At 63.3% G+C, this 12,155-nt stretch carries 13 protein-coding genes; 10 read left to right on the top strand and 3 right to left on the bottom strand.

From position 1 onward, the window contains the following. The first annotated feature begins 9 nt into the window (after positions 1–9). The 9 genes from QRN63_RS15975 (at position 10) to QRN63_RS15935 (ending at position 8,772) form a co-directional block, all read left to right on the top strand. Entirely contained in the window at positions 10–1,434 is a 1,425-nt protein-coding gene (locus QRN63_RS15975) for an aldehyde dehydrogenase family protein (RefSeq protein ID WP_502888144.1), read from the top strand. After that, the gene (locus QRN63_RS15970) at positions 1,431–2,207 is read left to right on the top strand and encodes a crotonase/enoyl-CoA hydratase family protein (protein ID WP_285031617.1); all 777 of its coding nucleotides are present in this window, start codon (positions 1,431–1,433) and stop codon (positions 2,205–2,207) included. Before QRN63_RS15975 ends, QRN63_RS15970 begins: the two co-directional genes overlap by 4 nt. Next, complete coding sequence (locus QRN63_RS15965) at positions 2,204–3,361, top strand: acyl-CoA dehydrogenase family protein (RefSeq protein WP_502888143.1); 1,158 nt, start codon at positions 2,204–2,206, stop codon at positions 3,359–3,361. Before QRN63_RS15970 ends, QRN63_RS15965 begins: the two co-directional genes overlap by 4 nt. Further along, on the top strand, positions 3,358–4,425 hold the full coding sequence (locus QRN63_RS15960; RefSeq protein WP_285031850.1) for an acyl-CoA dehydrogenase family protein: 1,068 nt from the start codon (positions 3,358–3,360) through the stop codon (positions 4,423–4,425). The genes QRN63_RS15965 and QRN63_RS15960 overlap by 4 nt, the downstream gene beginning before the upstream one ends. Positions 4,426–4,515: 90 nt before the next feature. Then, positions 4,516–5,004 (top strand): polyketide cyclase, encoded by a 489-nt coding sequence (locus QRN63_RS15955; protein ID WP_285031616.1) that lies wholly within the window; start codon positions 4,516–4,518, stop codon positions 5,002–5,004. Beyond that, on the top strand, positions 5,001–5,864 hold the full coding sequence (locus QRN63_RS15950; RefSeq protein ID WP_285031615.1) for an SDR family NAD(P)-dependent oxidoreductase: 864 nt from the start codon (positions 5,001–5,003) through the stop codon (positions 5,862–5,864). The genes QRN63_RS15955 and QRN63_RS15950 overlap by 4 nt, the downstream gene beginning before the upstream one ends. Before the next feature lies 1 nt (position 5,865). After that, complete coding sequence (locus QRN63_RS15945; RefSeq protein ID WP_285031614.1) at positions 5,866–6,906, top strand: alpha/beta hydrolase; 1,041 nt, start codon at positions 5,866–5,868, stop codon at positions 6,904–6,906. Then, positions 6,893–7,969 (top strand): hypothetical protein, encoded by a 1,077-nt coding sequence (locus QRN63_RS15940; RefSeq protein WP_285031613.1) that lies wholly within the window; start codon positions 6,893–6,895, stop codon positions 7,967–7,969. The genes QRN63_RS15945 and QRN63_RS15940 overlap by 14 nt, the downstream gene beginning before the upstream one ends. Positions 7,970–7,989: 20 nt before the next feature. Next, positions 7,990–8,772, top strand: a complete 783-nt coding sequence (locus QRN63_RS15935) for an SDR family NAD(P)-dependent oxidoreductase (RefSeq protein WP_285031612.1) — start codon at positions 7,990–7,992, stop codon at positions 8,770–8,772. Positions 8,773–8,860: 88 nt separating this feature from the next. Here the strand turns inward: QRN63_RS15935 and QRN63_RS15930 are convergent, their stop codons facing one another. Continuing rightward, on the bottom strand, positions 8,861–9,448 hold the full coding sequence (locus QRN63_RS15930) for a TetR/AcrR family transcriptional regulator (RefSeq protein WP_285031611.1): 588 nt from the start codon (positions 9,446–9,448) through the stop codon (positions 8,861–8,863). Between the two features lie 276 nt (positions 9,449–9,724). Here QRN63_RS15930 and QRN63_RS15925 point away from each other — a divergent pair, with 276 nt between their 5' ends. After that, the gene (locus QRN63_RS15925; protein ID WP_285031610.1) at positions 9,725–10,657 is read left to right on the top strand and encodes a hypothetical protein; all 933 of its coding nucleotides are present in this window, start codon (positions 9,725–9,727) and stop codon (positions 10,655–10,657) included. A gap of 47 nt (positions 10,658–10,704) precedes the next feature. Here QRN63_RS15925 and QRN63_RS15920 read toward each other — a convergent pair whose 3' ends face one another. Beyond that, on the bottom strand, positions 10,705–10,989 hold the full coding sequence (locus tag QRN63_RS15920) for a ferredoxin (protein ID WP_285031609.1): 285 nt from the start codon (positions 10,987–10,989) through the stop codon (positions 10,705–10,707). A 2-nt stretch (positions 10,990–10,991) separates the two neighbouring features. Continuing rightward, on the bottom strand, positions 10,992–12,140 hold the full coding sequence (locus tag QRN63_RS15915; protein WP_285031608.1) for a 3-ketosteroid-9-alpha-monooxygenase, oxygenase component: 1,149 nt from the start codon (positions 12,138–12,140) through the stop codon (positions 10,992–10,994). Between the last annotated feature and the right edge of the window lie 15 nt (positions 12,141–12,155).

The following is a 12,155-nucleotide window of genomic DNA, read 5'->3' as shown; positions in this document are numbered from 1 at the left end:
AGGATGAACATGCAGCTCTACCAGCGCTCCCACCTCTTCATCGACGGCCAGTGGGTCACACCTGCCGGCCGGGGTGTCATCGATGTCGTCGACCCCGCGACCGAAGCCGTGATCGGGCACGTTCCCAACGGCAACGAGGCCGATGTGGACGTCGCGGTGGCCGCCGCACGCCGCGCATTCGACCCGCTCATCTCGGTACCCGAACGCAGAGATCGTTTGGCACGGGTCATCGCGGCGCTCGAGAAGCGCCTGCCGGATATCGCCGAAATCATCACCCGCGAGATGGGTGCGCCGGTCCGGATCGCGCAAACGGTGCAAACTCAGGTGCCGCTGGCGGTGGCCAACGGCTTCGCCGCGGTACTCGAGAGCTTCGAGTTCGAAGAGCGCATGGGTAATTCACTGGTACTACGCGAGCCTTATGGTGTCGTCGCTGCCATCACCCCGTGGAATTACCCGCTTTATCAAGTAGTCGCCAAAGTCCTCCCCGCCATCGCGGCCGGCTGCACCGTGGTGCTCAAACCGAGCAACGAGGCGCCACTGTCCGTGTTCGCGTTCGTTGAGGCGTGCGAGGATGCCGGCCTGCCTCCCGGCGTGCTCAATATCGTCTCCGGGCCGGGACGAGTCATCGGTGAGCGCCTTGCCTGCCACCCGGACGTCGACTTCGTCTCCTTCACCGGGTCCACCACGGTCGGTGCCCGGGTCGGCGAATTGGCGGGTCAGTCAATCAAGAAGGTTGCCCTGGAACTGGGTGGAAAGTCCGCCAATGTCATTCTCGACGGCGCCGATCTGGCCACCGCGGTCAAGGTGGGGGTAGGCAACGCGTTCCTCAACGGCGGCCAGACCTGCATGGCCTGGACCCGAATGCTGGTGCCGCACAACCGCTACCGCGAGGCACTCGAGCTGATCGAAGCGGCCGTGGGCCGCTACACCGTCGGTGACCCCTGGGACCCCGCCACTCGCATCGGACCATCGGCGTCACGGTCGCAGTTCGACACGGTGCGCGGATTCATCGAGCGGGCCCAGGGCGACGGTGCCCGACTGCTGGTGGGCGGTCCCGAACCGGTCCGTGACGTCGGGTTCTTCGTTGCACCAACGGTATTCGCGGACGTCGACCCGGACTCCGAACTCGGCCAAGAAGAAGTGTTCGGTCCCGTGTTGGCGGTCATCCCCTACGCCGACGCCGACGATGCGCTGCGCATTGCCAATGGCACGCCGTACGGGCTGTCCGGGGCGGTATGGGCCGCCGACGACGACACGGCGATCGCTTTTGCCCGTGGGGTGCAGACCGGACAACTGGACATCAATGGTGGTCCCTACAACCCGCTGGCCCCCTTCGGCGGCTATAAGAAGTCGGGTATCGGCCGCGAACTGGGCCGCCTCGGGTTCGAAGAGTATCTGCAGACGAAGTCCCTCCAACTCAAGGATGCACGGTGAACCCGCCCGTACAGGTCAGCACAGACGGTCCGATCCAGCTCTGGACAATCAATGTCCCGGAGGCGGGGAACGCGATCTCCGATCCCGCTGTCATCGCCGCCTTCGAGGCACACGTCGATGCGGCCAACCGTGACAGCGCGATCCGGGTGGTCATCGTCACCGGTGCCGGCAAGATTTTCTCGGCCGGCGGCAACGTCAAGGAAATGGCTGACGGACGCGGCATGTTCGGCCTCGACCCCATCGACCAGCGGCGCGCCTACATCGATGGGATCCAACGGATTCCGCGCGCCATGGATCGCCTGGAAGTTCCCGCGATCGCGGCGGTCAACGGTGCCGCTATCGGCGCCGGGTGTGACCTGGCCATGATGTGCGACATCCGTATTGCGTCGGAGCGAGCCTCGTTCGCCGAGAGTTTCGTGCAACTCGGCTTGATTCCCGGAGACGGGGGGACGTGGTTTCTGCCCCGCGCCATCGGCTACTCCCGTGCAGCCGAACTCACCTTCACCGGGGAACGCATCGACGCGATCACCGCGCTGGACTGGGGTCTGGTCAGCCGGGTTGTCGCCCACGATGATCTGCTCGCCGAAGCGCAAGCCCTGGCCGAACGCATTGCAGCCAATCCACCGCACGCGCTGCGGATGGCCAAACGGCTCCTGCAGGAATCGATCACCGGCTCGCTGGATTCCACGCTCGCCATGGCTGCGGCGATGCAGCCGCTGGCTCATCACGACGACGAGCATCAGCAGCGCATCGCACGATGGAAGACCACATGACAACCACGCTCGCGCGTCTGATGCCGGCGGCGGCAACGGCCAACGCCTCCGAGGGATTGTTGCGCGCCCAGGTGCGTGCGTTCCTGGCCGAGCAGTTGGCCGCCGGCGCATTCACGCCGTCGGTCGACGCCTGGCTGTGCGGTTGGGACGAGAACTTCACGGCCGCGTTGGCGCAGCAGGGCTGGTTGGGAATGACTGTGCCCCAACGCTACGGTGGTCACGGGCGTTCTTTTCACGATCGATTCGTGGTCACCGAGGAACTGCTGGCGGCTGGGGCGCCGGTGGCCGCGCATTGGATCGCCGACCGCCAAATTGTGCCCTCGCTGCTCAAATACGGCACCGAAGAGCAGAAACATGAATTCCTGCCGCGCATTGTCAGCGGTGAGTGCTTCTTCGGGATTGGGATGAGTGAGCCCGATTCGGGCTCCGACCTTGCCAGCGTGCGTACCCGCGCGGTACGTGTCGACGGTGGGTGGACGGTCACCGGCACCAAAGTCTGGACCTCTGGGGCACACCGGGCCGATGCGTTTATCGTGTTGGCCCGCACAGCACCGGTGGACCCCACACATCGACATGCAGGATTGAGCCAGTTCATCGTGGACTTGCGCACCCCAGGTGTCGATGTGCGCCCCATCGTTTCGATGAACGGCGGGCGCCACTTCAACGAAGTCGTGCTCGCCGACGTCTTCGTGCCCGACGCCATGGCCTTCGGTGCGATCGGCGAGGGCTGGACGCAGGTAACCTCCGAGCTGAGCTTCGAGCGCAGCGGCCCCGAGCGCTTCCTCTCGACGTTTCCATTACTCGCGGCAGCCCTTGAACACCTTGCCGCTGAGGATGTTTCGTCCGACGCGGAGATGGGGCGATTGGTCGCCCGCGTGACCGGCCTCCATCACATGTCGACCGCCGTGGCCGGCGCTCTGCAGCGTGGCGAGTCACCAGATGTGTCCGCCGCGGTGGTCAAAGTGCTGGGGACCACTACCGAAGGCGCAATCGCAGACTTTGCGGATCTGCGCACGAGCGACGGCAGCTCGACCGACATCGAGTGGCGCCGCATGGTCGCCGATGCGGTCGACCAACGCCCTGGTTTCACGTTGCGCGGTGGAACAAACGAAGTGTTGCGCGGAGTGATCGCGCGCGGATTGGGAATGCGATGAGTACGTCCAGCCTGCCGGCACCAGCTCCGTCGACGGTGGACCGTGACCTGATCGACGTGATGGAAGGGGTTTTCGCCGACTACCGCCGAGCGCACCGACCCGCGGCGCCAGGTGAACCCCTTGAGCTTGACCGCGCTTTGTGGCAGCAGCTCGATTCGCTCGGATTGGTGCGGCTGACGGGATCCGAACGATCTGGAGGCAGTGGTGGGGGCTGGCAGGAGTCAGTCGAGTTACTGACCGCGGCAGTGCGTCACGGGGTGCGGTTGCCTCTGGCAGAGCATGATCTGCTGGCTTGCTGGCTCTTGGAGGCCGCCGGTCAACCGATCGACGATGCGGTCCGCACCGTCCACATCGTGCCCGGTCCGGCACAGGCTGCTGAAGTCGCTCCGTGGGCCAGTGTCTCCGACCGGGTCGTCGTGCTGTGGCAGGCCGGCGAGGATTACCGCTTGATCGACGTCGACTCTGCGCAGCTGACCATCACCCCGGGAGTCAACCTGATCGGTGAGCCCCGTGACACGGTCGTCGTCGACACAGCGCGCTGGTCGGGGCACTTTGTGAAGTCCGAGCTGATCACCGAGCTGAAGCGAAAAGCGGCACTGTTGAGAGCGATTCAGGTATGCGCCGCCTTGGATTGCGCTGTGGCGATGTCCATCGAGCACTCGGCATCGCGCACACAGTTCGGGCGTCCGCTCACCAAATTCCAGGCAATCCAGAATTTGGTGGCCGATGCCGCCGCTGAGGCGGCGCTGGCGCGTGCCGCTACCGAATCCGCTCTGGCTACTGCGATCGAAACCGGTTGGACTTCGGCACATCTCGAATTCCAGATCGCGGTGGCCCGGTCGTGTACCGGTCATGCCGCTTCGGTCGTGACTCGCAACGCTCACCAAGTCCACGGTGCGATGGGCACGACTCACGAGCATCGCCTTCACGAAATGACCCGCGCAGCTCTGGCGTGGCGTTCAGAGAATGGTTCGGTGTATTTCTGGGATAGGAAGGTGGCTGCCGCCGCAGCCGGCGCAGGCTCTAATCAGTTGTGGGCGTTGATCACTGGCACCGATCGGTAACTGCCGGGCATTCCGCATCTGCGACGTCGATAATTCCGCTGACCGGTCACGGGTGATGTTCCCGACCACACAGGCTAGTTGACTTCCAATATGACCAACGAAATCACCCTGCCGGAGGCCCAGGAATTCATCGCTGGCTTCTGGTACCACTACGACCAAGGGCACTTCGCCGAGTTGGCAACTCGCGTCGACGAGGACGTCGAATACCTGAGCCGTTCCGAATCTGGCAACTGCCCATTCGAAGATAGACTGGCCGCTGAATTGCACGGAAGCGCAGAAACACTCGCGTGGTTCACGGACCACCGCAACGAGAACCCATATCCGTGCCGTCACCATGCAACCAACGTCTTCCGCACCGGCAGCGACGGCGACATCACCACCGTCCGGTTCTATCTGTACGTCAACCAGATCACCAACAACGTTCCGTTCGGTGTGTCCAGTGGGGTCGTCGACGCCGGTCTCCGCCGCCAGGACCACGGCCTGGTGTTCACCTCGTTGAAGGTGCTGCTCGACGCCGAGGACTCGGTCCCCTTCGCCGAGCACGCCGCCAAGACCACCACCAGCGTGCCAACGGCGTGAGCGCTAGCGAGACCTTCGGTGGCGGCGTTGCCGTCATCACCGGCGCCGGCGCCGGCATCGGCGCCGGCCTGGCACGACACGCCAGCCGGTTGGGAATGACCGTGGTATTGGCTGATGTCGATGCCGCCGCCATCGCCGCTTTACGTGAGGAGATTTGCGCCGCAGGGGGAACCGCGATCGACGTCGTGTGCGATGTGCGCGTCGCGACATCGGTCCAGGCGTTGGCCGACAAAGTCTTTCGCGATCTCGGCGCGGTGCGGCTCTTGATCAACAACGCCGGCGTGGAGCAGTTCGGCTACCTTTGGGATACGCCACTCGCCAACTGGCAGCGGATCGTCGATGTGAACATCAGCGGCGTATTCCACGGCATTCGTGCGTTCCTGCCGAAAATGATGTCCACCGCTAGGCCTGCGTGGGTATGGAACCTCTCATCCATTGGCGGGGTTGCCGTGGTCCCGCTACAGGCGCCCTACATCATGAGCAAACACGCTGTGCTCGCACTGACCGAATGCCTAGCCCTGGAAGTTGAGACGGCCGGTCATGCCGACCACATTCACATTCAAGCGGTCCTGCCGGGTGCGGTGGCATCCAACATCTTTGAATCCGCTGGAGGGGTGGACAGCGGCGATACCGGCGCCGCAGAGAGCCAGCGCGCGGCAATGCTCGATATCAAGGCCGAGGCGATGGACCCACTGGCCGCCGCCGAGGTGCTGTTTGACCAAGCCGTCTCGGGCCGCTTCTACCTCATCACCCAGCCCGAGTACGTGGGCTCGGCGATGACCGAGCGGGCTCGTGTGCTCAGCACCCAGCAAGCTCCCCAACTTCGCGAACACCGTCGGTTCGACCCCACCCAAAACTGAGATGCCCACACCACAACTCGATCACGATGCCGCTGCCCGGATCGCATCATTCGGCGAGCTCGCGCCGATGCGTGCTCGCGGTCTGCCGGCGGTACGAGCGGGCGTCGAATCCGCGCCCCGCCCTGAAATGCCTTGCATGGCAAGCATCGAGGAGTTCGCGGCACCTGGACCAGCTGGTCTCCTACCCATCCGGCTGTACCGGCCTCGCATCGATGAACGGCTCCCCGCTCTGGTCTACTTTCACGGCGGCGGACTGGTAATGGGGTCCAACCACTCCTTTGAGCCACTGGCCCGCGAGCTCGCCAATGCCAGCGGTGCCGCTGTCATCGCAGTTGACTACCGGCTGGCGCCCGAGTCGCCACCCCCTGCCCAGTTCGACGATGCCTACGCAGCCACCGAATGGGTGCTGGACAATGCCGACGACCTCAGAATCGACGCGGACCGGGTGGGCGTGGCCGGCGACAGTGCCGGCGGATCACTGGCGGCCGCAGTCGCATTGGCGGCCCGTGACCATGCCGGACCCCGTTTGCTGGTGCAAGTGCTCCTATACCCCGGTCTCGATCGGGACATGGGCGCCCGATCGATCACAGCCATGCCCGACGCACCGCTACTGCGCCACGACGACATCGTCTACATGCACGAGCTGGTCGACCGCGGTACCAATTGGCCGCGCTCCCACTATCAGGTCCCGGCATACGCGACCGACGTGTCTGACCTACCACAGGCCATCGTGGTCACCGGCGAATGCGATCCGATCAGAGACTGGGCCGAGCGATATGCCGAGCGCCTCCGCGAGGCGGGAGTACAGACCACCCTCACCCGTTATCCGGGGATGTACCACGGGTTCTTGATGCGGTCGGATGCCACATCGCGCGGCCGGCTGGCCATGGCCGAGGTCGGTGCGCTGTTGCGCGCAAAGTTCGCCCACCGGTGCAACCCGAATACCCAAGCTGAAAACAAAGCGGGCACCGAAAAGCCCGCTTCCCCAACGTCCACCGCCGACAACCCCACCAACGAAGGAGTTCACCATGTTGACCGATGAGCGTCGCCTTGAGCTATCCGACATCCTGCGTCCCGCCGCACCACCTCGCGAGATCACCGATGTTTACACACCCGATCAACGACGGCGGCTACTTGACGTCGCACACGATCACGGCCCGTGGAAGCTGATCATCGCGCAGCACTTCGCCTCCGCGGACGAATTGATGGCCACCATGAGCGGGTCGTTCCCGGAAGGTTTCACCCCGTCACTGGACCTGTTTCTCACGCCCTCGTTCCGCGGCTATCTCGCCAACTACGGTGCCGTCCTGTACCCGGAACTACATGACTGCTTCTACAACGGCGCCTTCATCGAGCACGCCAAGAGCTACTGGAACGCGCAATACGCGAAGCCGCAGATGATGTTGTTCAACATCAACGGCCCGTGCGCCAACCGCGATCCCGGCCACCTGGACTCACCGAGTTTCCGCGGCGTGCGCTACGAGAACGCGCCCACCTGGCTGTGCAGCGTGATGGGCAAATCGGGTTTGTTCACCGAGTACCTGATCAAAATGGCCCAGGTCATCACCTGGTTCTCCCTCGACTCGCAATCGGGCTTCACCTACTGGCCCGACGGACCGCTCAAGGCGCCCGGACGCGTACTGCCGCCGATCAACAACCGGGGCGTGGTTGTTCAGAACGAGATGATGTTGCACCGTGGAGAGGCCAATGGACCTCTGGCACAACAGGTTCCGGCCGGGCTGTCCTTCGATACCGTGTTTACCGGGGACCCCGCCGACCGTGATCAATGGCTACTGAAGAACGGTGAAGATGTCATCGGGCGGCACCACACCGACGAGCTGCGGTTCTTGGTGCACTGGTCCGCCGAAGTGTTCTCGGACTACGACGAACTCAAGAAGAACATGGACGGGTCCGACGACATCACGATCGAACGCGCCATCGGGATGATGGTCGATGACCTCAAAGGCAAGGGCATCAAGCTCGACGTCCCCAGCGAGCCTCTCCACGACGCCGCATTCATCGGCGCACTCAATGCGGCCTACGACTTGGGCGCCCCGACGACCTACCCGGAAGACGCGCCGGTCAGCGCGTTCCAACTCGCATAGACCGCGAAAGGCAGTGAAAGATGGATCGTTTCACCGATCGTAGTGTCATCGTGACGGGAGCCGGGTCCGGTATCGGCGCGGCCACCACCGCACGGCTGCTCGATGAGGGAGCCACCGTGGTGGCCTACGACATCTCAGCTGACGGACTGGCGACCACGGCTGCGGCCGCTGAAATCGCCGGCACGGCCAAGCGCCTGACGACCGCGACACTCGACATCTCGGACGAGGACGCCGTCATCGCCGCCGTCGACAGTGCGGTGGCCGAGTTGGGTGGGCTCGACGTATTGGTCAACGTCGCAGCGATACAGACCTGTTCGCACACGCACGAGACCACCCTGGCGGATTGGAACCGCACGCTCGCGGTCAATCTCACCGGCACCTTTCTGATGACGCGTCAGGCGCTACCGTCGCTACTGAAGTCGGGCAGAGGTGTAGTAGTGAATTTCACCTCCACCGCGGCGGCGTTCGCCCACCCCTATATGGCTGCCTACGCCGCCAGTAAGGGTGCGGTCCTCAGCTTCACGCACTCACTCGCTCTCGAGTACTCGAAACAGGGACTGCGGGCAGTGAACATCCAGCCAGGCGGCGTCTCCACTGCATTGGCCAACAGCACACTCGAGAAGATGCCTGAAGGCTACGACTTGGGGCTGTGGACGAAACAGACACCGCTGTTGCACGGCCGCGACAACGCTATCCTCGGCGATCCGAGTGCCGTCGCTTCGGTGATCGCCATGGTCGCCTCCGATGACGGCGCATTCATCACCGGCACCGAAATCCGCGTCGACGGAGGCGCGCACGCGTAGTCGCTCTGACCAAACCCCAGGCGCGCCGGTTCGGCACAGGAGGCTGTGCAGAACCGGTGCGCTCGTCTGTGCCAACCGAACGAGTCGGTCACGATGTCGGGCCAGCTCCCGACAAGCCCCCTATCACCATGCTCATCCCGGTCCGCAGCACCGAACGCAGGCGACCGAAGTCACCATGGGCCACCCATTGCAGGTATGCGTGGCGGCACGCCTGAATGATCAACTGCGCCGGTAACTCCCGCGTCATCGGATCATCGTCCAAGCCGAGACGGGCATCGAGAAACTCGGTGATCGGCTCGACAAGTTCTTGCCCCCAGTCCAGCCAGCGCAACCGATACTGAGGCGCACTGACCACCAGCGCCATGAACGTGCGGTCGAACTCGACTTGTCCGCGTCTGGGCACCTCGGTGCTGAATGCCTCCACAAGAACGTCCACGACATCGCCGTCTGGCGGCGCGCCGGCCAGGACTTCGACGCTGAGCGTGCCGAACTGCCGGAACAACGGCATCACGACGTCTTCTTTCACCGGAAAATGCCGATGAAAGGTCCGCGGCGCGATACCGACGGCCTGACAGATGCGCTCCACCGTCGCGGACGTCGAACCGTCCGCGAGGAAGATGTCGCGCGCGGCAATGGCGATATCCAGCCGGAGCTCTTCGGCACGTCGCTCCGTCAATGTCGCCGGCCTGCACTCAGCCCGCACGTGTGCCCCTCTCCCGAGATTGGCGCTTCATCGTATTTCCTTCGTCGACAACATGATTTGCATCCCGATGACAGGGAAAACCTGCAGTGATCCACGTCTCTCGAATACTACAGTCAGATGTGTCAGATTCTGCCATGTTTGCTGAATCTGACTGCGGGATGCCGCCGCGTCGCCTGCCGCGAAACAGTTGGCCGCTACTCGTCCCGCGTCTATCGATGCTCACGCAGCACAGCCCACCGAGGAGGAACCATGACCGCCGATACCGAGGAAACCACCACGGAGACCGAGGAATTGAACTACGACGACTACACCCACGACTTCATGGGCAAGGTCGGCAACATCCAGGACTTCTCCCGCGACTTTCTGGTCGGTCTGGCACGCGTGTTCGAGGATGTTCTGAACTTCATGCCGTATGCGCACGTGAAGATCTATTCGGAGAAGGTTGGTATCAACGCCGCGATGGACGTGACCGCCCAGGTCTCGCGGGCTGGGATGCGCCAGGTCATGCCCATGGGACGTTTCGTCGCTCCTCCCGGTTGGGATTGGAAAGAGGCGCAATACCAGGTTATTCCGTTCGACGTACAGACCGAGGACCTGACGAAGCCAGCTCTGATCCGTCTGATCAAGACCTACTGGGATCAGTACCTCAAGGGGCACAACTACCTCATCGACCAATGGACGAAGATCATTCCCGAGGAAGAGGTCTGGCTCGGGCTGCCCGACATGTACCAGCTCATCATCGACTACCAGTACCCAAAACTGGCGAAGGTCCTCAAGATTGAGCCGGTGCATGTGGTCGACTTCCTGAAACTGGCGGTGTTGAGCATCGATGGCACCCTGGGCTACGGCGGCGAGTACATCGTCTACAACCCGGATCACGTCGTGCTCAATATGCGTCGCTGTGAAGTGCTGCAGAAGTACACCGACGAGGGTCTCTATCCTCCGGCGCGCGCGTGGATGAACTGCACGTTCGAGCAACGAATCTCGGCACCGTTCTTCCCCGGCTGCAAACTAGCTATCAACCTGCCGCCCAAGGACTTCAAATTCGCCCAAGGCGAACCGTTCTGCGTGTGGACATACACCCGAGGCGACGAGAACCACGAGGCCGCCGCGGCTGCGCCGGATCCACGGGCTACCGCGATGGAACGAATCCCGCTCATGGACGTGACGGTGTCCAGCTAGGAACTAGTTGGGCTGCGCCGTAATTGACGGCGCAGCCCATTTCATCCTTAGTCCGAGCAGATGGCGTCGACGACCGGCAGCGTTCCCGCACGCGCGGCTTCAACGATCGCTCCGCTGAGCGCCGAGCACGCCAGGAACAGGTCACGATCTCCGTGCCCTGCCAATTGCGTTGCTGTGCAGCGCTCTTCACAACGCCCGAGGGCCGTGCCGGTCCACTGCACACTGGTCTGAGTCCAGCTACTCTTGCGCACCAGCACAGCAGCTCCGCACCGCCGGCAGTTCACCGGCACCATCGGAGTCTCGTCGAGGCGATTGTCGTACCGGACCGCCATCGTCACCTCATGGAATCGGCTGTCGCGGCCCGCGCAGCGAGGTTGGCCTCGACCTCTTTCATCCACGCTTCCCGGGGCCGCGTCGTGTCCAGCTCGAACTCGAACCGGTCGACCATGTCCGGCGTGATATCCGCGGCGTCGACATAGAACTGTTCGTACCAGCGCCGCAGCTGATACACCGGGCCGTCTTCTTCAACCAGCAGCGGGTTGTCGATACGGGTCTTGCTGCGCCAGATTTCGACGTCCTGCTCGAAGCCCATCTTCACGAAATCGCCCAGGGCAACAGCAGTCTGGACGGCGACTTCATCGGGCAGCGACGGATTCTTCTCGACGACGATGCCGTACTGCAGCACAAAGGAATTCTCGTCGATCGGATAGTGGCAGTTGATCAGCACGGTGCGCTGATCGAAGTCCTCGTAGTGGTAGGTCAGGTCATCGACCATGAATGACGGGCCGTGATAGGCGGCCAGGGAGGTCGTCCCGAGAATCGCCACTCCCTCCTCGGGGTCGCCAAGATCGGGCCGTCCCGCGCTTCTCATGTATTGGGTCGCCACGTGACCTTCAAAAATGTTCTTGAAGTGCGTGGGCATCGAGCCATGGATGTAGAAGAAGTGCGCCATGTCGACGACGTTGTCGATGATCTCGCGGCAGTTGGTGTGCACGACCGTGGTGTACCAGTGCCAGTCGGTCCAGCTGTCGCTGGTGGCGCCCTCGATTCGAGGGATGGTCACATCCTGTGGTGGTTCTTTGTGCTCCGGGTCATTCCAGACGAACAGCATGCCGTCCTGCTGCATTGTGGGCCACGCTGCGGTGCGGGCCAGCCGCGGTGTGCGCTTGGCATAGGGCACCAGCTTGCACCGGCCGTCCCCGCCCCAGCGCCAATCGTGGAAGGGGCACGCGATCTCATTTCCTTTCACGGTGCCCTGCGACAGGTCGCCACCCATGTGGCGGCAGTATCCGTCCAAGACGCTGACGGCGCCGTCCTCGCCGCCGAACACGACCAGCTTCTGCCCAAAAGCATTGATCTGATGCGGTTTTCCGTCAGCGAAATCACGGACGAGCCCCAGGCAGTGCCAACCTCTGGCAAACCTGGTCGGCACCGAGCCAGCTTCGATCAACCGGACGTCGTCGGTTTCAGGTTGGGCTGTCATCTGTCGGTCCGTCCT

Source organism: Mycolicibacterium sp. lyk4-40-TYG-92, from assembly GCF_030209435.1.
Taxonomy (GTDB): domain Bacteria; phylum Actinomycetota; class Actinomycetes; order Mycobacteriales; family Mycobacteriaceae; genus Mycobacterium.
Note: the sequence above shows the minus strand (reverse complement) of the source record. Positions and strands in the feature narration are given on the sequence as shown.

What these genes read in the sequence shown, in the direction of transcription:
- QRN63_RS15975 (WP_502888144.1), top strand. Translation starts at nt 10, where the DNA reads ATGCAGCTCTACCAGCGCTCCCACCTCTTCATCGACGGCCAGTGGGTC.
- QRN63_RS15965 (WP_502888143.1), top strand. Translation starts at nt 2,204, where the DNA reads ATGACAACCACGCTCGCGCGTCTGATGCCGGCGGCGGCAACGGCCAAC.
- QRN63_RS15960 (WP_285031850.1), top strand. Translation starts at nt 3,358, where the DNA reads ATGAGTACGTCCAGCCTGCCGGCACCAGCTCCGTCGACGGTGGACCGT.
- QRN63_RS15955 (WP_285031616.1), top strand. Translation starts at nt 4,516, where the DNA reads ATGACCAACGAAATCACCCTGCCGGAGGCCCAGGAATTCATCGCTGGC.
- QRN63_RS15945 (WP_285031614.1), top strand. Translation starts at nt 5,866, where the DNA reads ATGCCCACACCACAACTCGATCACGATGCCGCTGCCCGGATCGCATCA.
- QRN63_RS15940 (WP_285031613.1), top strand. Translation starts at nt 6,893, where the DNA reads ATGTTGACCGATGAGCGTCGCCTTGAGCTATCCGACATCCTGCGTCCC.
- QRN63_RS15935 (WP_285031612.1), top strand. Translation starts at nt 7,990, where the DNA reads ATGGATCGTTTCACCGATCGTAGTGTCATCGTGACGGGAGCCGGGTCC.
- QRN63_RS15925 (WP_285031610.1), top strand. Translation starts at nt 9,725, where the DNA reads ATGACCGCCGATACCGAGGAAACCACCACGGAGACCGAGGAATTGAAC.
- QRN63_RS15920 (WP_285031609.1), bottom strand. Translation starts at nt 10,989, where the DNA reads ATGGCGGTCCGGTACGACAATCGCCTCGACGAGACTCCGATGGTGCCG.
- QRN63_RS15915 (WP_285031608.1), bottom strand. Translation starts at nt 12,140, where the DNA reads ATGACAGCCCAACCTGAAACCGACGACGTCCGGTTGATCGAAGCTGGC.